At 63.8% G+C, this 22233-nt stretch carries 21 protein-coding genes; 6 read left to right on the forward strand and 15 right to left on the reverse strand.

What is annotated here, in order from left to right:
• Position 1: 1 nt before the first annotated feature.
• Entirely contained in the window at positions 2 to 685 is a 684-nt protein-coding gene (locus FXV83_RS28600; RefSeq protein WP_187436222.1) for a methyltransferase domain-containing protein, read from the forward strand.
• Between the two features lies 1 nt (position 686).
• Here FXV83_RS28600 and FXV83_RS28605 read toward each other — a convergent pair whose 3' ends face one another.
• From FXV83_RS28605 to tolQ, 11 genes are all read right to left on the reverse strand, one after another.
• On the reverse strand, positions 687 to 2261 hold the full coding sequence (locus tag FXV83_RS28605) for a hypothetical protein (protein ID WP_235940256.1): 1575 nt from the start codon (positions 2259 to 2261) through the stop codon (positions 687 to 689).
• A 117-nt stretch (positions 2262 to 2378) separates the two neighbouring features.
• On the reverse strand, positions 2379 to 4301 hold the full coding sequence (gene ftsH, locus FXV83_RS28610) for an ATP-dependent zinc metalloprotease FtsH (protein WP_014439804.1): 1923 nt from the start codon (positions 4299 to 4301) through the stop codon (positions 2379 to 2381).
• Between the two features lie 267 nt (positions 4302 to 4568).
• Positions 4569 to 5651: a tRNA lysidine(34) synthetase TilS gene (tilS, locus tag FXV83_RS28615; protein WP_148742942.1), complete on the reverse strand. Its 1083-nt coding sequence runs from the start codon at positions 5649 to 5651 to the stop codon at positions 4569 to 4571.
• Between the two features lie 157 nt (positions 5652 to 5808).
• A complete protein-coding gene (gene ybgF / locus FXV83_RS28620) occupies positions 5809 to 6831 on the reverse strand; it encodes a tol-pal system protein YbgF (RefSeq protein ID WP_187436223.1) in 1023 nt (340 codons plus the stop codon).
• A 181-nt stretch (positions 6832 to 7012) separates the two neighbouring features.
• Positions 7013 to 7501, reverse strand: coding sequence for a peptidoglycan-associated lipoprotein Pal (gene pal, locus FXV83_RS28625; RefSeq protein ID WP_148742946.1), 489 nt, complete (start codon positions 7499 to 7501; stop codon positions 7013 to 7015).
• 247 nt (positions 7502 to 7748) lie between these two features.
• Positions 7749 to 8510 (reverse strand): N-acyl amino acid synthase FeeM domain-containing protein, encoded by a 762-nt coding sequence (locus FXV83_RS28630; protein WP_148742948.1) that lies wholly within the window; start codon positions 8508 to 8510, stop codon positions 7749 to 7751.
• Positions 8511 to 8663: 153 nt separating this feature from the next.
• On the reverse strand, positions 8664 to 10997 hold the full coding sequence (locus tag FXV83_RS28635; RefSeq protein WP_148742949.1) for a putative bifunctional diguanylate cyclase/phosphodiesterase: 2334 nt from the start codon (positions 10995 to 10997) through the stop codon (positions 8664 to 8666).
• Positions 10998 to 11241: 244 nt separating this feature from the next.
• Positions 11242 to 12609 (reverse strand): Tol-Pal system beta propeller repeat protein TolB, encoded by a 1368-nt coding sequence (gene tolB, locus FXV83_RS28640; RefSeq protein ID WP_430648954.1) that lies wholly within the window; start codon positions 12607 to 12609, stop codon positions 11242 to 11244.
• Positions 12610 to 12632: 23 nt separating this feature from the next.
• Positions 12633 to 13601: a protein TolA gene (locus tag FXV83_RS28645; RefSeq protein WP_148742953.1), complete on the reverse strand. Its 969-nt coding sequence runs from the start codon at positions 13599 to 13601 to the stop codon at positions 12633 to 12635.
• Between the two features lie 4 nt (positions 13602 to 13605).
• The gene (gene tolR, locus FXV83_RS28650; protein ID WP_148742955.1) at positions 13606 to 14058 is read right to left on the reverse strand and encodes a protein TolR; all 453 of its coding nucleotides are present in this window, start codon (positions 14056 to 14058) and stop codon (positions 13606 to 13608) included.
• Between the two features lie 43 nt (positions 14059 to 14101).
• Positions 14102 to 14818, reverse strand: coding sequence for a protein TolQ (gene tolQ, locus FXV83_RS28655; protein ID WP_018641591.1), 717 nt, complete (start codon positions 14816 to 14818; stop codon positions 14102 to 14104).
• Positions 14819 to 15245: 427 nt separating this feature from the next.
• Here tolQ and FXV83_RS28660 point away from each other — a divergent pair, with 427 nt between their 5' ends.
• On the forward strand, positions 15246 to 15761 hold the full coding sequence (locus FXV83_RS28660) for a DUF2231 domain-containing protein (RefSeq protein ID WP_148742956.1): 516 nt from the start codon (positions 15246 to 15248) through the stop codon (positions 15759 to 15761).
• A gap of 395 nt (positions 15762 to 16156) precedes the next feature.
• A complete protein-coding gene (locus tag FXV83_RS28665; protein WP_148742958.1) occupies positions 16157 to 17320 on the forward strand; it encodes an acyl-CoA desaturase in 1164 nt (387 codons plus the stop codon).
• Positions 17321 to 17478: 158 nt separating this feature from the next.
• Here FXV83_RS28665 and FXV83_RS28670 read toward each other — a convergent pair whose 3' ends face one another.
• From FXV83_RS28670 to FXV83_RS28685, 4 genes are all read right to left on the reverse strand, one after another.
• Entirely contained in the window at positions 17479 to 17967 is a 489-nt protein-coding gene (locus tag FXV83_RS28670) for a DUF2852 domain-containing protein (protein WP_148742959.1), read from the reverse strand.
• A gap of 120 nt (positions 17968 to 18087) precedes the next feature.
• Positions 18088 to 18828: a TetR/AcrR family transcriptional regulator gene (locus tag FXV83_RS28675; RefSeq protein WP_148742961.1), complete on the reverse strand. Its 741-nt coding sequence runs from the start codon at positions 18826 to 18828 to the stop codon at positions 18088 to 18090.
• Between the two features lie 87 nt (positions 18829 to 18915).
• Positions 18916 to 19281 carry a YciI family protein gene (locus tag FXV83_RS28680; protein ID WP_148742963.1) on the reverse strand — a complete coding sequence of 122 codons (366 nt, stop codon included), beginning with the start codon at positions 19279 to 19281 and terminating at the stop codon, positions 18916 to 18918.
• A 78-nt stretch (positions 19282 to 19359) separates the two neighbouring features.
• On the reverse strand, positions 19360 to 19767 hold the full coding sequence (locus FXV83_RS28685; RefSeq protein WP_148742964.1) for a YciI family protein: 408 nt from the start codon (positions 19765 to 19767) through the stop codon (positions 19360 to 19362).
• A gap of 342 nt (positions 19768 to 20109) precedes the next feature.
• On the opposite strand from FXV83_RS28685, the gene FXV83_RS28690 reads away from it, so the two are divergent.
• The 3 genes from FXV83_RS28690 to FXV83_RS28700 all read left to right on the forward strand — a co-directional run bounded on the left by FXV83_RS28690 (position 20110) and on the right by FXV83_RS28700 (position 22213).
• Positions 20110 to 20898, forward strand: coding sequence for an SDR family NAD(P)-dependent oxidoreductase (locus FXV83_RS28690; RefSeq protein WP_148742965.1), 789 nt, complete (start codon positions 20110 to 20112; stop codon positions 20896 to 20898).
• Positions 20899 to 20928: 30 nt separating this feature from the next.
• Entirely contained in the window at positions 20929 to 21366 is a 438-nt protein-coding gene (locus FXV83_RS28695) for a hypothetical protein (RefSeq protein ID WP_148742966.1), read from the forward strand.
• 502 nt (positions 21367 to 21868) lie between these two features.
• Complete coding sequence (locus FXV83_RS28700) at positions 21869 to 22213, forward strand: hypothetical protein (RefSeq protein ID WP_148742967.1); 345 nt, start codon at positions 21869 to 21871, stop codon at positions 22211 to 22213.
• The last annotated feature ends 20 nt before the right edge of the window (positions 22214 to 22233 follow it).

Genomic DNA, 22233 nt, shown 5'->3' on the forward strand with positions numbered 1-22233 from the left:
CATGACCGAACTCTTCGACGGCTATCACGACAACTACCGTGATGTGGTCCAATCCTCGATCGACTTTTCCGGCCTGCCGCATCATTTCTTCATGCGCGCGAAGGCCGATCTCCTGCGCGATCTGATCGCGCAGCGGCTGGACACGGAGAGGCCCGAAATGCTGGACGTCGGCTGCGGCGTAGGCAGCCTTCATCCCCTGCTGCACGGCATGGTCGGACGCTTGAGCGGTATCGACGTTTCGTCGGCCAGCCTGACACAGGCGCGCGCCGACAACGGTGCGGTCGATTACCGCGAATTCGACGGGCGCACTTTTCCTTTCGACGACGCCAGCTTCGACCTCGTCACGGCCATCTGCGTGATGCACCATATCGTGCCGGCCGAATGGGCGCATTTCATCGCCGAGATGCGGCGAGTGGCGCGCCCCGGAGGGCTCGTCTGCGTGATCGAGCACAATCCGTACAACCCGCTGACGCGCCTGGCCGTTGCGCGCTGCGAGTTCGACCGGGATGCCGTCTTGCTCGGTGCCGGCACAACCCGAAAGTTGATGGCTGCGGGCGGCCTGCGCGAGATCGGCGCGCGGCATTTCCTGCTGCTCCCCTGGGACGCCAAACCGGCACGGCGCCTCGAACAGGCCCTGAGCGGCGTGTGGCTCGGGGGCCAATACGCCGCCTTCGGTGCGGCTTGACTTATCTTTGCGTATCTCGCCGCTTGTGCACAACCGCCACGTCGTCGGTGTAGACGCGCTGCCACTGGGGCAGCCGGTCGAGCATCGCTACCGCCGGTGTGCGCGGTGCGAGCAGCGTCGCGCCGATGTTGTATTCGTCGAGCAGCTTGAGAAAGTCTCCGAGGTCGATGAGCGCCAGGGCACGATTGTAGCGATCGATGAACGGCCCCCCGTACAGTTCGCCGCGACCATCGATAAAGGTGGGAATGCCGGCAAAGATCAAATAGCCACCAAAAGAATAGTCGTTGAGCACGGACCCCGCCTTGGCGAGGTCGGCTTCGGCGATGGCAGCCTGAGGGGTGATGATCGGAGCCGGCTTGACGTCACGCGCCCAGGCCAACCCGCTTATCGCGATCAACACACCGAGCCCAATCAGATTCAGGCCGCGCGACGAGGCGGCAGCATCGTCTACGGCCGGTCCGCCGAACTTCCGACCCAGCGGGGCCGCCAAATAGAGCGGCGCCAGCATGGCCAGCAGATCCGCACTGCGGATTTGCGCCAGCGCGAAATGGAGCAAGCCGATCACCACCAAAGCCCGCACGACCGGCAGCGTCACGCCGCGCGCGAGCGCAAAGATGCCAGCCAGCAGCAGCAACTCGAAGCCACCTACGTGACTGAAATCCTGCGGCCGCCATTCCGAGATCCAAGCAAGTGCCGGACCAAGGCCGAGTGTCGTCAGCGGCATCAGCAGCGGTTCCGGCCCGTAGGGCGTCAGGCAGGACGCCGCGACCGCGAGTGCCGTGAATGGCAGCCACCGCAGGATCGCCTGCGGCCATTCGCTTCGCCCCTCACGCAGCAGTGCCTCGAGCACCGCAGGGCCGATCAACCCAAGCGCCAGCACCACGCTGCCGTGCAGATTGGCCCACAGGACCAGCAGCGGCAGGGCCCAGTATGGCGGAGGCCCCTCACGATCCATGCAGCGCACCATAGCCCCTGCCCAGGCCACCATCACCGGCAGGACGAGCACGTGCGGCCGTGCCAGCATATGCGGCGCCAACAAGATGACGGCCGCCATCACCATGAGAAGCGTCAGAGTTGGCGAAAGCTCGCGCAGCAGGAAGGCGGTGAACAGTCCAAAGGCGAGCGCTATCGCCGCGGCTGCGACGACGACGACGCCTGGCCAGCCGGAAAGCGCGTAGGCTCCGGCGTAGATGACTTCCGAGAGCCATTCGAAGGTGATCCAAGGCGCGTCATGCTTCGAAAACGAAAAAGGATCGCTCGCCGGCAGGGTGCCATGCGCTATGATCCAACGCCCCACCTCGATGTGAGAATAGCTGTCGGGATCTCCGAGCAGCCGCGGGCCAACGATTAGCAGCAGAGCATAGACGCTAAGGCTCACCAGCCAGGGGAGCGCTGCACGTGCCGAAAACGGTTGAACCGCGCTGTGGACGACCTGGTCAGTCATGGCGGGCCAAAGTAGGGCGCAAGCGTTAAGTTCTTCTTTAATGTTTCTCGCATTTGCCCCAAGGCGGGCTGACGGCTCCAGCGCTGTGGTGAACGGCAGCGCCGCCTGACGTGACCGGTTCCTCGTCTGCAAGGAGTGTGCGGCTATCGCGCGCTTCTCTCGTGCCCCGGACGCGCTGCACCAGCGAACCGCAGCCAATAAAAAACGCGGCGTTTCCGCCGCATTTTTATTTCGATCTGCCGCTTGCGATTACGCCTGCGGCTGCGGTTCGAGGCCGGGATCCGGATCGGGACGCGGGCGCGACTTGCCGGCCGGCGGCACGGCGGAGGCGCGCGGCGTGGTCGGCTCGAGCACGGACTCGCGGTTCGGCTTCTTGCCCTTGAGCAGGTCGATGATCTCATCGCCGCTCAGCGTCTCGAACTCGAGCAGGCCCTTCGCAAGTGCTTCAAGATCGGCGCGCTTCTCGGTGAGAATGCGCGTCGCTTCGTTGTAGCCCTCTTCCACGAAACGCCTGATCTCGGTGTCGATCTTCTGAACCGTCGCTTCCGATGCGTTCTGGGTGCGCGACACCGACATGCCGAGGAAAACCTCGTCCTGGTTTTCGCCATAGGACACGGTGCCGAGCGCCTCGGAAAGGCCCCAGCGCGTCACCATCATGCGCGCCAGCCGCGTCGCCTGCTCGATGTCGGACGACGCACCCGAGGTCACCTTCTCACGGCCGAAGATCAGCTCCTCGGCGACGCGGCCGCCCATCATGATGGCGAGGCGCGACGTCATCTGCTCCAGCGACATCGACAACTTGTCGCGCTCGGGCAGTTGCATCACCATGCCGAGCGCACGGCCGCGCGGAATGATCGTCGCCTTGTGGATCGGATCGGTCGCGACGACGTTGAGGCCGACGATGGCGTGACCGCCCTCGTGATAGGCCGTCAGCAGCTTCTCTTCCTCGGTCATGACGAGCGACTTGCGCTCGGCGCCCATCATCACCTTGTCCTTGGCCTCTTCGAACTCGGCCTGGGTCACCATCCGCTTGTTGCGGCGGGCGGCTGTCAGGGCGGCCTCGTTGACGAGGTTCATCAGGTCGGCGCCGGAGAAACCCGGCGTGCCGCGCGCGATGGTCTTGAGGTTGATATCCGGCGCCAGCGGCACCTTACGAACGTGAACCTTCAGGATCTGCTCGCGGCCGACGACATCAGGATTGGGTACTACGACCTGGCGGTCGAACCGGCCGGGACGCAGCAGCGCGGGATCGAGCACGTCGGGACGGTTGGTCGCGGCGATCAGGATCACGCCTTCATTGGCCTCGAAGCCGTCCATCTCGACCAGCAACTGGTTCAGCGTCTGCTCGCGCTCGTCATTGCCGCCACCGAGACCGGCGCCGCGGTGACGACCGACCGCGTCGATTTCGTCGATGAAGATGATGCAGGGCGCGTTCTTCTTGGCCTGCTCGAACATGTCGCGCACGCGAGAAGCACCGACGCCGACGAACATCTCGACGAAGTCAGAGCCCGAGATGGTGAAGAACGGCACGTTGGCTTCGCCGGCGACCGCGCGTGCGATCAGCGTCTTGCCGGTGCCGGGAGGGCCGACCAGCAGCACGCCGCGCGGGATGCGGCCGCCGAGGCGCTGGAATTTGCCGGGATCGCGCAGGAATTCGACGATCTCCTGGAGGTCCTGCTTGGCCTCGTCGACGCCGGCGACGTCCTCGAACGTGACGCGGCCATGCGCCTCAGTGAGCATCTTCGCACGCGACTTGCCAAAGCCCATCGCCTTGCCGGCGCCGCCCTGCATCTGCCGCGACAGGAATATCCACACGCCGATCAGCGCGATGAACGGCAGCCAGGAGACCAGCAGCGAAACGAACCACGGCACGTTGTCGCCGGGCGGCTTCGCGGAGATCTGGACCTTGCTGTCATAGAGGCGCTTCACCAGCGTCGGATCGTTCGGCGCATAGGTCTGGAAGCTCGAGCCGTTGGTGAAGGTGCCGTGAATATCCGGACCTTGGATCACCACGTCGCGCACATTCCCCCGATCGACCTCGCTCAGAAGCTGCGAGAAGGCGATGTCCTGGGACGAGGCGCGCTGACCCGGATTCTGGAAGAGCGTGAACAACGCCAACAGCAGCAAAACAATGATGACCCATAGGGCGAAATTGCGCAGATTGGCGTTCATCGATCTTCCTTCGTGGTCGCGCGGATCGCGGCCCTGATCCTTGGGCAGTTACTCGGGCAGTTACTCGGACGGTGCGAGGAAATCCCCAAGGAATCCTCTCGGTTAGACCCATACAATTTAGGTGCCGTCCCGGTCGCTGCCAAGGGAACGAGGTGGGACTATTTATCCCATCTTAGTCCGATTCCCGCTGAAATAATGGCGCCCGGACCGGGGTTTTTCCCGCCTGGTTAAGGCTGGCCTGACAGCGCGGGCTCAAGACGGCCGGTGTCATGATCCGCCCGCATCCGCTTTCCTGATCCGTTCCTTGCGCCGCCGGGCCGGCGCCGGCGCGACGTGGATACGCCCCCCGGCAAGGCTGATCAAGGCTCCCGCAAGCGTTTGCTTCAGGGCTGGCCGGCCCTTTGTGGCTGTACGGGCGCCTGCGATGGCCTGATCGAGCGCAGCCAGGAGGGATTCGACCTTGCCGAGTTCCGCCGGCCCCTCATGACCGAGAGCGTTGATAGCCCGCAGCAGCAGCCGCAATCGAACCTCTTCCGGCAGAGCGGCGAAGCCAGCGGCTTCGAAGCTTCGCCCACCCAGGTCATGCGGCGCATCGCCGCGATCCCGCAGGCGAAGGAAACGCTCGGCGCCGTCGGCCAGCACCTCGACCGCCGCATTGGCCCGCGCCAGCCGCGCAGCGAGCCGCGCCAGATTTCGGATGTCGCCGCCCTCGGTTGCGAGCTGCGGCAACAGCGCGCGCAGCCGCGGCCGGGTGAAGGCCGTATCGCGGTTGGTGGGATCGTCGGCAAAGCCGAGCTTGGCCCGCTTCAGGGTCGCAACGAGCTGCGACTTGGGGACGTCGAGCAGCGGGCGCGCCAGCACGATCCCGTCGCGTTCCGCCAGGCGCGCCATCGCCGACAGCCCGGCAATTCCGCTGCCGCGCAACAGCCGCATCAACAGGGTCTCGGCCTGGTCGTCACGGGTGTGCGCGGTCAACACGTGGCTCGCGCCGGCCGCACAGGCGGCTTGTGCGAGCAGGCGGTAGCGGGCTTCGCGCGCAGCGGCAGGCAGCCCCGTCTTCGGCTTTGCCCCACGCCAGCGCAGGGTCCGGTGCGTCAATCCGAGCGCCGCGGCCTGCCGCTTGACCTCGCGCGCCTCGCGCGCCGCCTCAGGCCGCAGGCCGTGATCGACGGTGACGACCAGCAGTCGAGGCCCGCGCGCAAGGCTGCGCTGCCAACGTGCCGCGAGCCACATCAGCGCGACCGAGTCGGGCCCGCCGGAGACCGCGAGCACCAGCGCCGGCGCAGTTTTGAAATCGGCGAACAGCCGCCTGGCCTCGCGCGCCGAAATCGGTGAGTTGTCGTCTGACATGACGCTGCAATCGTCCGCGAATGGACCGCCTGTTTAGCGCAGCTCGGCCCGTCCTGTCAGGAACGAACCGGCTTTGTTGCTTGGGCATGATCTCCGCGCAAACGCGTTCCGCGCTTGCATCTTGCGCTTACACGGCGCTTCCGGTCCGGATCAGGCTCTAGCACTTCACCCGCTTCTGCTCGCGGTCGACCGCGGCTTTGACGCCTGCGGAAGCGCGCGGATATTTGCGGCCGACCTCGCCGAAGGCGGCGCAGGCGGCCTCCTTCTCCTTCAGCGCGGCGAGCGACTGGCCGAGCCGCAGCAGGGCATCCGGCGCCTTGGCCGACTTCTCGTATTTGGTGGTGACGGAGAGGAAGGCCTCGGCGGAGTCGCGATATTGCTGGCGCTGGAAGTAGCTCTCACCGAGCCAGTATTGCGCGTCGCCGAGCAGCGGATCGCTCGGATATTTCTGCGCAAAGGTCTTCATCGTCTGCTCGGCGAGCGCATAGTCCTTGCGCTGCATGTAGCCAATGCCGAGGTCGAACTCGTCGCGCGGCGATGCCGAGGGCGGCAGCGTGGCAAGGCCGCCGCCCGCCGGCGCGGGATAGCCGGGCGGGGTCGGCGCCGGCGTGGCAGCTTGCGGATTGCGCGCGCCGGTGTTGGCGAGATCGAGCGGTTCGCCGGCGCCGCGCCCGCCGGGCGCCCCGACCGGGGCTCCTGCCGGCATCGGCTGCTGTCCGCCGCCGAGCGCGCGCGGCGCGCCGGGCGCGCTCGGATTCTGGCTCGGATCGAACGCATCGCCGCGGCGTCGCGTGCCGGGCGCGCCCGGCTGAGGTGGTTCCTGAGCAATCGGAGCTGGAGCTGCAACCTGCGGCTCGTAGCTCGGCAGGGCGGGTTGCGGCTGCTGGCGATAGACCGGCGCGGACTGAGCGGGCGGCACGGCCGCGATGTTGGGCTGCGCCGGCGGCTGTCCGGGGGCGGCTTGCGCGCCGCCCTCGAGCTGACGCAGGCGCTCTTCGAGCTGGCGGTTGCGGTACTGCAGCTCTTCGTTCTGGCCGGTGAGCTGGCGCAGCTGGTTCTCCAGCCGCTCGATCCGCATCTCAGGGTCGGCATCGTCCGACTGCGCGAGGACGGGCGAACACAGAGAGAGCAGCGCGGCGATCGCCACGATGCCGGTAATTGCCTTGAATTTCGATGACATTTTGCCCTGACGACGACAGCGAAACGGCCTGCGACGAAACCTTCGACGCATCACACGTTGAAGGGGAGTACGCCAAAAATGTGACTCGAACAAAGGGGTTTCTATCACAGGACGCTGAAACGAAACCGGCGCCCGAGAGGACGCCGGCAAATTGCTTCCTGGTCATGGAACGGGCGGCTGTCTAGGAGCTCGCGTTCAGCACGGTGACGGCGCGGCGATTCTGCGACCAGCAGGAGATGTCGTTGCAGACGGCGACCGGCCGTTCCTTGCCGTAGGAGATGGTGCGCATGCGGTTCGGGTCGATGCCGCGCGAGGCCAGGAATGAGCGCACCGACTGGGCTCTGCGGGCGCCGAGTGCGATATTGTACTCGCGGGTGCCGCGCTCGTCGGCGTGACCTTCGATGGTGAAGCTGTAGCGCGGATAGCTCTGGAGCCACTGCGCCTGCTTCTCGAGGGTCACGATCGCCTGCGGGGTCAGATCGGTCTGGTCGCTTTCGAAGAACACGCGGTCGCCCACGTTCACCACGAAGTCCTGCTGGCTGCCAGGCGTCGCCGCGCTGGCCATCGCATCGGCACCCAGGTTCTTGTTGGCGCAGGCGCCCATCGACAGCGCGACCGCGAGCACCGCAGCCAGCTTCAATCCCTGGAGGATGCGCATAGGATGTTTCATTCCGGAGCCTCCACGCTCACGTTAGTCCACTGCTGTCCGGTCTACAGGGGGTTGGTTAAGCGAACGTTCCGTCAACCTTGATGGGACGTTGCCAGAGCCGGTCAAATGCCCCCCACCGGCGAAAAGCAACCACCATGGTTAATGGGTTGTAAATGTGGCGCGAGGGTGAAGGCAAGCCGCCTCAACCGGCAAAAGCGCAGGCTTTGCCGGAATTTTGGGCCAGTCGCATGGAGAGCCGGGGATCGTGCTAGCGGACGGAACCGATTGCCGAGGCCACCGCGTCCGAATTCCGCTGGGCGGCCAGCAACACCGGCCGCGGGGCGGCCTGGCGCGGGCTGCTGCGCTCAAACAACATGCGCCGCTCAAACGCACTGGAGCGCATGATCGGAAAGCGGGTCAGGATCCTGTCCCGGACCTTGGGATAATCCGACGCCATCAGGACCGCCTTCTTCGTCGGCCAGCCCGGAAACGAGCGTGGTTCGCCGAGGGTCTCGCACAGGAATACGCGGCGGTAGAACAGCTGATGATCGGTGCGCACCATCGAAAGCCCGACATCGGCATTGAAATGCTCGCAGGCAACGAAGGGTAACCGCACAGTCAAATACGGCAATTCCGGGAACCGCTGCTGCATTTCGGGATCGGCAACAAATCGACACGGATCGACAAAAACTTCGCCCCGGTCGAGGCGAGGATGCAGGATGTCGCCGAACACCTCGGTGGTGTAGGACAGCCGACATTCGGACGTCAGAACGTGGATGCGAACGGCACTGCAGAGTTCATCGTCGACGTAGACACCGAAATTCCAGACGTTGGGCGCGTCGTCGAAACGGTCGGTCACCCGCTGTGACTCCGACTGCGGGATCAGTCCAGCCTGCAGATAGGCCCGATAACGCATCAGGTGGAGGCGATCTTTGTCCTCCGGCGTTTCAATGAGCCGATAGTCGATACGATCGAACAGCGCGGCTCCACGTGGAAGAAGCGCCGTCTGCGGTTCGGCCCCGGACTTCATCTGCAATCCCTACGCTACAACAACTTCTGCGAGTAGGACGAGATTAATGGTTCCTTAACGAAATTGCAAAGGCTTAGAAACGTTAGGGTTAACCTTTGCACCCCGTAGAAGTGCGGGATAGCAGATGCCCTCAGAGATGGATGGAGGAAATTATCAAGCGATGGATCGCGATGCGGCGACCATCGGATCATTGCCCCCGCGACGGCCGTGGGAGGCATTGAGCAACTGACGAATCCGTACGGCCGGAACAGGCCGACTGAATAGATAGCCCTGGCCTTCGGTCACCGTCCCGTCGGCACTGATCAGTTCGAGTTGCTCGTTGGTCTCGATGCCCTCGACCACGACCGACATGCCGAGGTCGGCAGACAGCCGCGCCACGCCGCGCAGCAGAGTGAGCGGACGGTCGGTGTCGATGCCTTCCAGGAAGGAGCGGTCGATCTTCACCTTCTGCATCGGGAAATTGTGCAGATAGCTGAGGCTGGAATAGCCGGTACCGAAATCGTCGAGCGAGATGTGCACGCCGAGCGCATGCAATTGTGACAGGATGTCATGGGTGAGTTGGGTATTGCGCAGCAACGAGGATTCTGTGATCTCGATCTCGAGCCGATGCGCCGGCAGCCCCGAGACCTCCAGGGCGTAACGGATTTCGCTCAGCACGTCGCGCTGGTGGAACTGGTGCGGCGAAAAATTGACGGCGACGCTGACGCCGTCCGGCCACTTCATGCATTCCATGCAGGCGCGGCGGAGGATCCAGCGGCCGAGATCAACGATCAAGCCCATGTCCTCGGCGACAGGGATAATGTCGATCGGCGAGACCGTGCCACGCACAGGATGATTCCAGCGCAGCAGCGCCTCGCAAGTGGTGATCTTGCCGGACTTCAAATTGATCAGCGGCTGATAGAACAGCTCGAATTCCTCGTTGGCGAGCGCCTTGCGCAGGTCGAGCTCGAGGGTGCGGCGCGCCTCCACGGTCGCCGCCATCTCGTCGCGGAAGAAGCAGAAGGTGCCGCGGCCGTCGGCCTTGGCGCGGTATAGCGCCATGTCGGCGTTCTTGAGCAGCGTATCAGCCCGGACGTCGCCTCCCGGCGAGGTCAGCGCGATGCCGATGCTGGCGCCGATCTCGACCAAATGATTATCGATGCGGTAGCGCTCGCTCAGGCGCTCGACGATACGCCGGGCAAGACTCGCGGCGTCCTCGGGCGAAGAGATGTTCTGCTGGAACACGACGAATTCGTCGCCGCCGAAGCGCGCGACGAAATCCTCAGGGCGCAGCATCTCGCGCAAACGGTTGGCGACCGCGCACAGGAGCTGGTCGCCGCAGGGATGACCCAACGTGTCGTTGACCTGCTTGAACTGGTCGAGGTCGACGAAGAGCAGGGCCGATAGACGCTCCGAATGCCTCGCGACCGCGAGCAACCGCTCGATTTCGTCGCGAAAACTGACGCGGTTAGGCAGCGCTGTGAGATCGTCATAGCGCGCAAGGTGGCTGATCCTGGCCTCGGCATTGCGCCTCTCAGTGACATCCTCAAGCAGCACAACCGCGCCGCCGTCGGCCATTGGCTGCACGGTCCATGACAGCGAACGGTTCCTCTGCGTATCGGGATCAGAGGTAATGATCTCCTTTGCCTGCAAGGTTTCGATGTCGGCAATGATCGACTCGCCGCTGGGCGCTGAAATCGATCCCGATTCGACGCACGCCGCGACGATGTCGCGCGCGCTCGTCCTGCTCCGTGCGAGATTGTCAGGCAGGCTCATCATCGCGGCAAAGCGGTGGTTCATCACCGCGAGCTGGCCGTCGACGCGAAACATGCACAATCCATGCGGCATGTTGTTGAGGGCGGTGTCGAACTGGCCGGCGAGCGCCGCCTCGCGCTCACGCGCGACAACCGCCCGCAAGAATATCCTGTGCAGATTGGCCGAGAGCTTCATGACGGACAAAAGAAACGCGGCACACACGACGGACATGGCCACGTAATAGGCCGTGGCGTGCAGCGCCAGCGCGATCACCGCCGGGCCGAATATCAGGGTGGCTTGCAGACGAAAGATCGATTGCCGTCCGTAGGCTCTCCCCGCTCCTCCCGCCACGATTCCGGTGGTGACCGAGAGAGCGATCATGTGAGCGATGGCGTCGTCATTGCTCAACAGGGTCGTGGAACACCATAAGCCAATCACGATGGCCTGAATGAGCGCTCCTATTTGGTAGCGGTTCTGCCAGCGCGCAGCTTGTTCGACACTAAGGACCGACTTTCCAGTCTGGTACCGGTGCAAATCGAAGGCGCGTATAGCTCCCGCGATAATGAGAAGCGGGACAAATCCCCAGATCAGCGTCTGTCCCGTCTTCAGCGCCGTCAGGGATGCCGAGAATGCCGAGAAGACGATTCCGGTCAGCACCGTGCCGGGAGCCTCGAACAACGAATCAGTCAGCGCCGCCGAAAGATTCGGCGAGGATTTTTGATCGATCTCTCCGCTCTGGCTGTCGAACTGCATCTGATTTGTACGCGCATCCTGTCCGGCGCGTACTTTTACCCAGTTCAGGTGAAGTCTTTCTGAGGGAACATCGTTAAAGTCGAGTTGTTTTGAACCCTCAACAATCGAAATAAGCCAATAGAAACAAAGCACTGGGAAAAGTTTGCCGAGCACAACCTTAAAGATTTGTTGCCGCGGACAAACATCTCGCAAAGTTTTCGGAAAAAGGCGCGCGTTCAAGCGAACGCGCGCCGAGGTCCGGCCGCTACTGTCCGGACGTTGAGGATAGCAGCGGCGACCACGCCGGATCGGACGCGAAGCCCGGCGTCGGCACCTTGAGCTCATTGCGGCCCGATATATCGACGGAGAACAGCGACGGTCCGCCGGCGCCGCCGGGATCGCGGAAGAACATCAGCACGCGACCGTTCGGCGAGAAGGTCGGCCCCTCATTATGGTAGCCAGAGGTGAGGAGCCGCTCGCCGGTGCCGTCCGGCTTGATGACGCCGATCGAGAACTGCCCGCCGCCCTGCTTGGTGAACGCGATGTAGTCGCCGCGCGGCGACCACACCGGCGTCGAGTAGCTGGCGTTGGTGTCGTCCTTGGAGAAGGAGATGCGCTGCGCCGCGCCGCCGCCCGCGGCCATCACGTAGATCTGCGGCCTGCCGCCGCGATCGGACTCGAAGCAGATGCGGGTGCCATCGGGGGAGTAAGAAGGAGAAGTGTCGATCGCCGGCGTGTCGGTGAGGCGCGTGGTCGAGCGCGAGCGCAGGTCCATCACGAACAGGTTGGAATTGCCACCCTGCTGCAGGCTCATGATGACACGCTGGCCGTCCGGCGAGAACCGCGGCGCGAAGGTCATGCCGGGGAAGTTGCCGACGATTTCGCGCTGCCCGGTCTCGATGTTGTAGAGATAGACCTTCGGATCGCCTTGGCCGAACTCCATGTAGGTGATCTCTTGCGAGTTCGGCGAGAACCGCGGCGTCAGCACGAGATCGGCACCGCGGGTCAAATAGCGCACATTGGCGCCGTCCTGGTCCATGATCGCGAGCCGCTTGACGCGCCGCTCCTTCGGCCCGGTCTCGTCCACGAACACCACACGGCTGTCGAAATAGCCCTTCTCACCGGTCATCCGCTCATAGATCTGGTCGGAGATGATGTGGGCGATGCGGCGCCAATATTCCGGCGAGGTGAAATATTGCTGGCCGGCGAGCTGCTGGCCCGAGACCACGTCCCAGAGGCGGAATTCGGCCTTGAGCCGGCCGTCCGGCTGCCGCGTCATGCGGCCGGTGACCAGCGCCTGCGCGTTGATGGTTTTCCAGTTCTGGAATTGCGGCGCCACATCGATATTGCTGATGCGCTCGATGAAGGCGGCCTGGTCGATCGGGGCAAACAGGCCCGAGCGCTTCAGATTGTTGGTGATGACCTGGGTGACGCCGTTGCCGACGTCGCCGTCGGACGGCGAGCCCGGCAGGAAGTTGGTGATCGCGATCGGGACCGGCTGAAATTCGGTGGGATCGATGCGCAGCCGCGGCTGGGCCTGCTGGGCGAAGGCCCGCCCGCCCCCGAGCATCGCAAGCGTCGATCCGGTCAGGGTCATGAAGCGGCGGCGGTTCATCGATCGGACGTCATTCATCGCAAAATTCTTTTGTTCGGATGTCACAACATATCTTTCAGGCCGAATGTCATCGGAATGAGCTTCCAGCTGTCGTACTGCTGCTTTGGCATGAACGAATAGACCTGACACTGCACGATAGCGCGCTTGGCGCTCTCCGCCACGGCCTGCGCAATCGATCGCGAGGGTCCCCTCACCGCGACGACGATGGGCTCGGACGCGAGCGATCCATCGATCTTCATGGGAATATCGATGTCGGCCTCGTACTGATCCGCGTCCTGCCCGTTATAGGTGGGCGTGAAGCAGCGCTTGACCGCGCCCTGGAAAGCGCCCCGCCAGGTCGCAACGTTGGTAACGGCGGTCCCGGTGGTCGATCCGAGCGAAGCGGACGCATTCATTGTCGTCCCGGTGAGCTCGTGCCGGGTCGTTGCGCGCTTGTCGAGCTCGCGCTGGATCTGCGCCGGATCGAACGAGCGCTCCTTGGGCTTCGGCTGCTGCGGCTGCACCGCCGCGACCTTGGGCTCCGGCGGCTTGGGCGGCGGCTTCTTGGTCTCCAGCTTCTTCTGGAGCTCGGCGATCGGATCTTCCTTGGCCGGATCAGGCTTCTTTTCCTGCGGCTTCGGCTCTTCCTTCGGCTCTTCCTTGGGCTTGGCCTCGGCGACCGGCTTGGGCGGCTCGGGCTTCTTTTCGACCGGCTTCTCGACGGGTTTCGGAGGCGGCTCGGGCGTCGAGTTGGTCTTGATCAGCTCTTTCTTCTCGGTGATCTTGCCGACGGCGTCCTCTTCGGGCTTGGCCTCCGCGATCTTCTCGACCTTGGGCTTCGGCTTGTCCTTTTCGCCAGTCTTCTGCCCAGCTGTGATCTGCGCAAGCTGGTCGCTGGAGATGATGTCGATCGGAAGCGACTCTTCCGGCGCGACAAAAGCCCTGCTGCTAAAGGTAACCAGCCCCCATCCGATCACGAGGACGTGCAGGGCAATCGACGCAACCAGTGTCTTGTCGACGTTCACCTTCACCGGCCTAGGACCCCTGATCCGCTTCCGTGACGAGCGCCAGCTTCTTGAATCCGGCGCCGGACAGCAGGCCCATCACCTTGGCCACGGTCCCGTAATCTGCCTTCTTGTCGGCGCGCAGGTAGATGCGTTCCTCGAGCCCTCCGCGCGCATCCGTGATCGCTTTGAGCTTCGGCACCAATTCGTTGATCGCGATCTCGGCGTCGGCGATGAACACCTTGCCCTTTATGTCGACGGACATCTGGATCGGCTTCTGGTCGTTCTGCTCGAGGCTCTTGGCCTGGGTCTGCGGCAGGTCGAGCGGCACGCCGACCGTGAGCAGCGGCGCCGAGACCATGAAGATGATGAGCAGCACCAGCATCACGTCGACCATCGGCGTGACGTTGATCTCGGCCATGACCGGCTTGCGCCGGCTGCGGCGCCCACCGCCGCCGGACGAACTGGCTACGTTCATGCCCATGATCTGCTGCCCAACTGTGCCCTGACACTATACACGCCGTCCGTCAGCCCCGCTCGTCGATCTGACGCGACAGAATGGCTGAAAATTCATCCGCGAAGCCCTCGAGCCGCTGGGCCTGCCGATTCACCTCGGAGGTGAACTTATTGTAGAAAATAGTGGCAGGAATGGCGGCGATCAGGCCGACGGCGGTCGCAAACAGCGCCTCCGCGATGCCGGGGGCGACCACCGCCAGAGAGGTATTTTTCGACGCCGCGATCGACTGGAAGCTCGACATGATGCCCCAGACCGTGCCGAACAGGCCGACGAAGGGCCCGGCCGAGCCGACCGTCGCGAGCACCAGAAGCCGGCGCTCCAGCCGCTCGACCTCGCGCGCGATCGAGACGTTCATCACCTTGTCGATACGCATCTGAAGACCCGCGACCGAGCGCGCATGGCTCTCGAACGAGCGCTTCCACTCCCGCATCGCGGCCACGAAGCAGGCCGCCATTGAATGCGTCGGCTTGGCCGAGAGCGTGCGATAGAGTTCCTCGATCGACTCGCCGGACCAGAAGGCCTGCTCGAAGCGGTCCATCGAGCGGCGGGTGCGGGCAAACAGGAAGATCTTGTCGATGGCGATCGCCCAGACCCAGACCGAGCAGGACAGAAGTCCCAGCATGACGGCTTTCACGATCCAGTGAGCCTGCCAGAACAGCGCAATCAGCGACACGTCCGCGGAAGCGGCAACCGGAAGGGCTGACTGAGCCACGTCGGCCGGATTCATAAGCAGTATCCTCTCAAGGCGATCGTTATCCAACGTCCCCCGGCAGCATATGGCTGCCGGTTCCCCAACGGCCGCGCCGACCGGCGCAGCCGGCAAGCCCGTTTAAAGCCTGGTCTTTTCTGGGGTGCAGGGCTCGTCCAAAGCCAGCCGTCTGCATTCCCTGCCAAGATGTCAAAACTAAGGGCCCCGACCCAAGGCCCTTGACTTCGGGCTTTGGGCGCGATTGTCCGCAATTACCAGAGCCCGGCGTAGGTTAATGCGCGGTTACCGGGACCGAATTTGGCTGCGGGAAAGGTAGCCAGTGCAGACGATTGGGAGCTCTCGACCCAAGGACATGCGCCGCCTGGCGTTGTCGGGGCGCTCGGCCGGAGGAACCACCGCTCTCTCGGAAAATTGTCCCGAAAATCACTTTCCGCGAGGTTTTGCCATGACCATCAACCCCAAGACGACCGCCGCCATCGGCGATCACCCGCTCCACCCGATGATTATCCCGTTTCCCGTCGCATTTCTGGTCAGCGCGCCGATCGCCGATCTGGCCTTCATTGGCACCGGCGATGGCTTCTGGGCCAGGGCCGCGATGTGGCTGATCGGCGCCGGCATTGTCATGGCGCTCGTTGCCGCCGTGGCCGGCTTTACGGACTTCTTCAGCGAGCCCCGCATTCGCAGCCTGAATGCCGCCTGGTACCATATGGCCGGCAATCTGGTGGCGGTCGTGCTGGCCCTGATCAATTTCTATCTCCGCTTTGCCCAAGGCGCGGAGGCCGCGATCAAGCCGTGGGGCGTGGTGCTCTCTTTGGTCGTCGTCGGCATCCTTCTGTTCACGGGGTGGAAGGGCTGGGAAATGGTCCACCGGCACCACGTTGCCGTGCTGGACGCACCGGGCCAGACCAGTTCGGAGCCGGTCACGCCGCACCATGGCAGCGAGGGTCGGCGCGCGGCCTGAGCAGCGGCACTGCGACGCCGATCACGATTGCGCTGCGTCGGCGGCAACCGCGACGCCGCACCGCAACTCCCGTGAGACTACGAGCTTGCATGCCAGATATGTGCAACCATATAATTGGTCGGGTTTCGGCGAGAAGTGTGTCGGCCAACGACATCTCAGCCAACGACTTGGGCAAGCTGCATATGACCTCGATGGGCAACTCGACCCCGGACAATCTGTACGCCCTGTGAGCGGCGACCAGCTTCGCCGCACTGCTTGACCAGGGATGTACCCTCAACAACATCTCGTTCAAGTCCCCGCGGTGGTCCGCCACCCCAGGGATTTTCGCACACGGGACGCCTTGGCGCGTCCGAGCAAATTCCACGCCCGCCTCCCATCCAAGGTCACGCTGAAATATGTCGCCCAACGCCCCCGCCGACGACCATCACGACGACATCATGTATCCCTCCGCCCTGCCGTTCCTGCTGGTCCATCTCAGCTGTATTGCAGCCATCTGGACCGGCATCACGTGGCAGGCCCTTGCGATCTGCGTGTCACTGTACGTCGTGCGGATGTTTGCGATCGGAGCGGGCTACCATCGCTATTTCTCGCATCGGGCGTTTGCGACCAGCCGACTCTTTCAGTTCATCCTGGCCTGCCTCGCCCAGAGCACCGCGCAGAAAAGCGTTTTGTGGTGGGCGGCCAAGCATCGACACCATCATCTGCATTCCGATACCGAAATCGACGTGCATTCGCCGCGTCACCGCGGCTTCCTGTACAGCCATCTCGGCTGGATTTTCTACCGGCAGCACGACGCGACCGATCTGGTGAAAGTCGGCGATCTCGCGCGCTATCCAGAGCTGATGTGGCTGCATCGGCTGGAACTCCTGCCGGCCGTTGCGCTTGCTGGGCTCTGCTTCCTGATCGCTGGCTGGTCCGGCCTGGTCGTCGGCTTCCTCTGGAGCACGGTGCTGCTCTATCACGCCACCTTCTGCATCAACTCCCTTGCCCATGTGCATGGACGCAAGCGCTATGTGACCGGCGACGACTCCCGCAACAACTGGCTGCTGGCATTGTTCACCCTTGGTGAGGGCTGGCACAACAATCACCACGCCTACCAGAGCAGTGTGCGACAGGGCTTTCGCTGGTGGGAAATCGACGTGACCTATTACACCCTGAAGGTCTTGTCCTGGATCGGCATCGTCTGGAACATGAAGGCGCCGCCCGAACAGGTGCTGCGCAACGAGCAGCCGCTCGGCGCTCGCGTGATCAACCGCGCGGCCCGCGAACTGGCCGGACGGTTCGATGCACAGACTCTGGCGGATGCGATCTCGTCGGCACGGCGCCGCGCCGATCTGGCCCAATTGCAATGGCCAACGCTGCAGGAGATCCTCAATCGCGCCCATGAAGGCGTCGATGCGCTGACGCATCTGCATTTGCCGAAGATACCGACCCGCGACGAGTTCCTTGCCGAGGCCAAGGCGATGTTCGCGCGAACGCGTTCGCTCAACGAGATCGTGGATCACGCCTACGAACATTTCCTGACGTCGGTTCGCGCACAGCTTGCCACGGCGAGCTGACCAAGACGCTCTGAACGTCGCGGCCGCCAGCCGCATTCCCCTCAAAACCAAACCGCCCGCCAGCGGGGTGCGCAGGCGGGCGGCTCGGGGCCATCAGGACTTTGGGGGCGTGCGCCTGAAGGCTTTGCGAGATGTCGGCTTCCAGGCCGGCCTCCGGATCAACCTTGCGGCTGGTCGGTCGGCGGCGGCGGGGTCGGACGGGTTTTGTGCTGCGCCATGAACTGGTCGAACTCTTCCTTGTCCTTGGCGTGGCGCAGACGGTCGAGGAAGTTCTTGAACTCGACCTGCTCCTCCTCGAGCCGCTGCAGCGTCTCGGTGCGATACTCGTCGAAGGCGCGGTTGCCGCTCGAGGGCGGGCCGAAGCCAAAGCCGAAGCCGCGGCGCTCCATGCGGCCGCGCATGCGGTCCATCTTGTACTGCATCCGCTCCATCTTGTTCTGCCAGCGATCCGAGTAACTCCAGCACGACATTCTTCTGCTCCCGAGTGTGAAAAAGAGAAGGGCAAGTCCGATCGGCCACCAGATGATGAAGCCGAGGATGGTCACCGCGATCCAGCCGGGGTGCCAGGGCGTATCGAGCATGTGAGGGCGCTCGTAGTGTTGGTCCGAAGGGCCGCGCCATCGATTGACATCAGCGGTGTAGGCCATTTCCTTCTCCATGACGGCATCAGCGCCGTTGTGAATGTAAATAACATTCACATACCTAAATCATCGCGCGATTTTGTCAAGCCGACCGTCAAACACGGTCTCGGGAGCATTCGCGCAACTTTATTTCGGCCTGCCCCAGGGACCGCCGGGCGGCACTCCAGAACCGGAGGATGCCTCCGGTGGCACGGGCGGCGGCTCGGCGCTTTTCGCGGGCGGACGCCGGTCGGTCGGGAAGCCGAGCCCGCGCAGATAGATCAGCACCTCGGCTTCGAGCAGCTCATCCGGCGACATCGGCAGTTTTCGTCGCGCCGCATCGCCACGCGAGAACAGCGACGCCACGCCGTGCGACATCGACCAGATGTGCAATGCCATCATCATCGCCGGCGGTCGCGGCGTGCCGGGCGGTGCGAGGGCCGCAAGCCGTTCGGCCGCGGCGCGAATGATGTTGAAAGCGCGTTCGCTGGCAGCCTGGAGCGCCGGATTGGCATCGACCGGCAGGCCTGATTCGAACATCGCGTTGTAAAAAGCTGGCTCCTCGCGGGCAAAGGCAAGATAGGCCTTGCCGACCCGCTCGAACGCGGTGAGCGTATCGGGACGGCCGTCGTCCCAGGCCGCGGTCAGGCGCGATTCGAACTGCTCGAAGCCGCGCAGTGCGATCGAGGACAGCAGCTCGTCACGGTCGCGGAAATGCCGGTACGGTGCGGCGGCGCTGACGCCGGCCATGCGCGCGGCATCGGCAAAGGTGAAGCCGGCGGCACCCTTCTCGGCGATCAATCCAAGGGCAGCCTGCAACAGGGCTTCCTTCAGATTGCCGTGGTGATAGCCGCGCTCGGCGCGGCGCGTCTCCTTGCGCCAGCTCATGTGAACGGCTTTTACATGAGCTGGACGTGAAGGTCACTAGCGCAGGCGGGATTTGATTAACCTGCATGTCCCGCAGTTGCGCGGCCCCTAGCGGCCCGGGATCGGCAACACCGGCATGACCTCGATCGCCTCGCCCGGGAAGATCGTAAAGTGCGGGTGGTTCTTGAACAGCTCTGCGGCGGCTTCCTGCGAGGCGGCGCGGACCACCGTGAAGCCAGTCAGCGCATTGCTGACCTCGGTGACACCGCTAGCGTCGATCCTCCGCGTCTTGCCGAGCGGGCCGCCCAGCTCGACGATGACGGCCTTGTGCTTCTCGACCCAGCCGTGCCAGGCCGCCATGCCCTCCTGCTCCTTCGCCTTCCGTTCAGCCTCAGGCATCGCCTGCCAGGCCGCCATTTTCGTGCCGGTCATGCTGCCGAGATAGATGGCAAGAAATGTGTGTTCGGTGCTCATGGATGTCTCCTCAGGTTTGATGGGTCCGGCAAGAATTCGGGCTACGGCAGTGGCCGCCGTCTTGGCTATTTGATTTGGCTATTTGATCTTCAGGTCGGCAAACCCGGCGGCGGCCTCCTGCACCTCAGGGGGAAAGTCACTCATCTCCTGCACCTGCCGGATCTCGATGATTTCGTTGGGCGAGGCCGGGCACTTCTTCGCCCAGGCGATCGCCTCCGCCCGCGAAGCGACCTCGATCATCCAGTAACCGCCCAGGACTTCCTTGGCCTCGGCGAAGGGACCGTCGGTCACGATCGGCTCGCCGGTCGCGAACGAGACGCGCGCACCGGTGGACGGCGGATGCAAGCCGTCGAGCGTGACCAGCACGCCGGCATCCTTCAGCGCCTCATTGTAGCGCATCATCGCGGCGACGCGCTCGGGATCGAGTTGAACGTCCGGCGGCGCGATCTCGTAACCGAGCGGGATCATCAGCATCATGAATCGCATGGGAGCTTTCCTCGTTTGTCTCATCATTCCGGGATGCGCAGTAAGGCGCAGGCCCGTATCCATTCATCCCACGGCGGCCAGCAACTGCCGATGGGGCCGAGCTGGCTCGCACTCCCCTGTAAGACGAGCGCCCTCTTCCAAAACCGACACCGGACTAGAATTATTTTGGAGGCCATGGCCCGGAGGTTTTGCTCGGAAGCCTTTCCGAAGATCTCGGCTGGCCGATCGCGCCCGCTCCGCTCAATTGGCGGGGCTGGGCCTTTCTCATCAGAGCGAAAGCGAAGTAAAAGGAGCCGGCGCTCGCGCGCAACCAACCTCCCGGACCCAGGATAGATCAGCAAAATGCCGCAAGCCCCGCAAAAAGTCGCCCTAGTCACTGGAGCCGCACGCGGCATCGGGCTTGCGACCGCGAAAAAATTTCTGGCCGAGGGCTGGCGGGTGGCGCTGCTCGATATCGAGCGCGAATTGCTCGGCCGCGCGGTCGCCGAGATCGACCAGGGCGAGACGACGCTGGCGCTGACTTGCGACGTCTCGGAGGTGGCCGCGGTCGGCGCCGCGATCAAGGCGATCGAGCGGCAGTTCGGCCGGCTCGACGCGCTGGTCAACAATGCCGGAATTGCGGTGTTCGCGCCGCTGATGGACACGCAGGACGCCGACTGGCGCCGCGTGCTCGAAGTCAACCTTACCGGTCCGTTCCTCTGCACCAAGGCGGCCGTGCCGTTGATGCGCGAGGGCAGCGGCGGCGCCATCGTCAACATCACCTCGATCTCAGCGGTACGCGCCTCGACGCTGCGCTCGGCGTACGGAACCAGCAAGGCGGGGCTCGCGCATCTGACCAAGCAGCTCGCGGTTGAGCTCGCGTCCCTCAACATCCGCGTCAACGCGGTGGCGCCGGGGCCGGTCGACACTGCGATGGCGAAGCAGGTGCATTCGCCGGAGATCCGCGCCGATTATCACGATGCCATTCCACTCAACCGCTACGGCCTGGAAGAGGAACTTGCTGAAGCGATCTTCTTCCTGTGCTCGGAACGGTCCAGCTACATCACCGGCCAAATTTTGGCCGTCGATGGCGGCTTCGATGCGGCCGGCATCGGTCTGCCGACGCTGCGCGGGCAGCGCCGCAATGGGTAGACCCCGGGGATCGAGTTCGTGGAGCGTTCCATGCATATCACGACGATCGTCAAGGCCTGGGCGCTCGCAGCCGTAATGTTCGCCGCCACACCCGCTGCCGCCGAAATCCGCATCATCCAGAGTCCGGGCGGCCAAGTCGGGACGTTCCTTGATCTGTTCGAGAAGGTGCGCGAAAGCGGCGAGCGCGTGGTGATCGACGGGCCCTGCCTGTCCGCTTGCACGCTGGTGCTGAGCATCGTGCCGGGCGAGCGCATCTGTGTGACGAAACGCGCCGCGCTCGGCTTCCATGCGGCACGCTCGGTCGACCGGCGCGGGCGGTTCTATGCCGAGCCGGAAGCGTCCGAAGCGGTGCTGCAAGCCTATCCAGGTCCGGTGCGCGACTGGATCAGCCGCCACGGTGGTCTCACGTCGCGGTTGCTCGTATTGAAGGGGCGCGATCTCGCCGCGATCTTTTCGCGCTGCCGATGACGATTCGACGGCCCGCAGCAGCGTGACGCGGATCAACACGCCGGCTCGCGAGCGCGGTCGCAACCGTTGGCTGGCTCCACGTGCTCGCAGAGGGAGCCATGTTCGTCACAGATTGGCTGTTCCTCTAAAGGAAAGTCTGAACCAACGGCGCCAGCTTCATGCTTGCGCAGATCAGCATTCCCCAAAGAGCAAAATTGATTTGCAGCGCCGCCGCCATCGGTCGCTCCCCTTCCAAGTCACGCCCCACCCTAGTTTGTAGATTTTATGAATGACAATTAGCGATTCTGACGCGGAGTTCACAGCCCAATCTTGCGCCAATTGTTGTGCGATGCGGTCCGCACCTTTTCACGAAGCGGCCTCACTGCTCTCGCAATGTAGTGCGAAGCATGATTCGATATTCGGCCATGCCGGCTAAGTGTTTCCCTTGAGTTCCATTGACCGACGCGATGCAAAGTTTCCCACGTGGATTTTTGCGTGACGCGTACTGCACCGAAGGCCCGGCATGATGCGACACGGCTTTATCCTGCTCACTTTCTGCGCAGCGATCACGGGATGCACGGTGGCGCCGGCGCAGGAGCGCCGCCCCATCGCATGGGACGGCCTCGGCCAGGATCCGAACCGGCCCTCCGTCACGAAGCGTCGTGTGGTGAATCAAGCACCCGCCGCGAGCGATCCCAATCGGGAACGGGAAAGAGTGCTGGCTACCCTGCGCCCGTACTCCGATGCATGGTGGGCAGTCCATGACGAGATCGAAGCGGAGAATGACAGGCAGCTCGGCACCAAGCTCGTGATCTGCCCTCGCTGCGTTCCGGCGCCAAGCGAAGACGTGACGGGATCGGTCCGTTGAGGGAACTCGCGGCCGAGCGC

It is taken from the genome of Bradyrhizobium hipponense (assembly GCF_008123965.1).
Classification (GTDB): domain Bacteria; phylum Pseudomonadota; class Alphaproteobacteria; order Rhizobiales; family Xanthobacteraceae; genus Bradyrhizobium; species Bradyrhizobium hipponense.

Coding starts and splice junctions, on each gene's coding strand:
- FXV83_RS28670 (WP_148742959.1), bottom strand. CDS start 17,967: ATGGCCTACACCGCTGATGTCAATCGATGGCGCGGCCCTTCGGACCAA.
- FXV83_RS28685 (WP_148742964.1), bottom strand. CDS start 19,767: ATGCGATTCATGATGCTGATGATCCCGCTCGGTTACGAGATCGCGCCG.
- FXV83_RS28700 (WP_148742967.1), top strand. CDS start 21,869: ATGATGCGACACGGCTTTATCCTGCTCACTTTCTGCGCAGCGATCACG.
- FXV83_RS28680 (WP_148742963.1), bottom strand. CDS start 19,281: ATGAGCACCGAACACACATTTCTTGCCATCTATCTCGGCAGCATGACC.
- FXV83_RS28675 (WP_148742961.1), bottom strand. CDS start 18,828: ATGAGCTGGCGCAAGGAGACGCGCCGCGCCGAGCGCGGCTATCACCAC.
- pal (WP_148742946.1), bottom strand. CDS start 7,501: ATGAAACATCCTATGCGCATCCTCCAGGGATTGAAGCTGGCTGCGGTG.
- FXV83_RS28600 (WP_187436222.1), top strand. CDS start 2: ATGACCGAACTCTTCGACGGCTATCACGACAACTACCGTGATGTGGTC.
- FXV83_RS28690 (WP_148742965.1), top strand. CDS start 20,110: ATGCCGCAAGCCCCGCAAAAAGTCGCCCTAGTCACTGGAGCCGCACGC.
- FXV83_RS28635 (WP_148742949.1), bottom strand. CDS start 10,997: ATGCAGTTCGACAGCCAGAGCGGAGAGATCGATCAAAAATCCTCGCCG.
- FXV83_RS28665 (WP_148742958.1), top strand. CDS start 16,157: ATGTCGCCCAACGCCCCCGCCGACGACCATCACGACGACATCATGTAT.
- FXV83_RS28630 (WP_148742948.1), bottom strand. CDS start 8,510: ATGAAGTCCGGGGCCGAACCGCAGACGGCGCTTCTTCCACGTGGAGCC.
- tolR (WP_148742955.1), bottom strand. CDS start 14,058: ATGGGCATGAACGTAGCCAGTTCGTCCGGCGGCGGTGGGCGCCGCAGC.
- tolB (WP_430648954.1), bottom strand. CDS start 12,609: ATGAATGACGTCCGATCGATGAACCGCCGCCGCTTCATGACCCTGACC.
- tolQ (WP_018641591.1), bottom strand. CDS start 14,818: ATGAATCCGGCCGACGTGGCTCAGTCAGCCCTTCCGGTTGCCGCTTCC.
- ftsH (WP_014439804.1), bottom strand. CDS start 4,301: ATGAACGCCAATCTGCGCAATTTCGCCCTATGGGTCATCATTGTTTTG.
- FXV83_RS28695 (WP_148742966.1), top strand. CDS start 20,929: ATGCATATCACGACGATCGTCAAGGCCTGGGCGCTCGCAGCCGTAATG.
- ybgF (WP_187436223.1), bottom strand. CDS start 6,831: ATGTCATCGAAATTCAAGGCAATTACCGGCATCGTGGCGATCGCCGCG.
- FXV83_RS28660 (WP_148742956.1), top strand. CDS start 15,246: ATGACCATCAACCCCAAGACGACCGCCGCCATCGGCGATCACCCGCTC.
- tilS (WP_148742942.1), bottom strand. CDS start 5,651: ATGTCAGACGACAACTCACCGATTTCGGCGCGCGAGGCCAGGCGGCTG.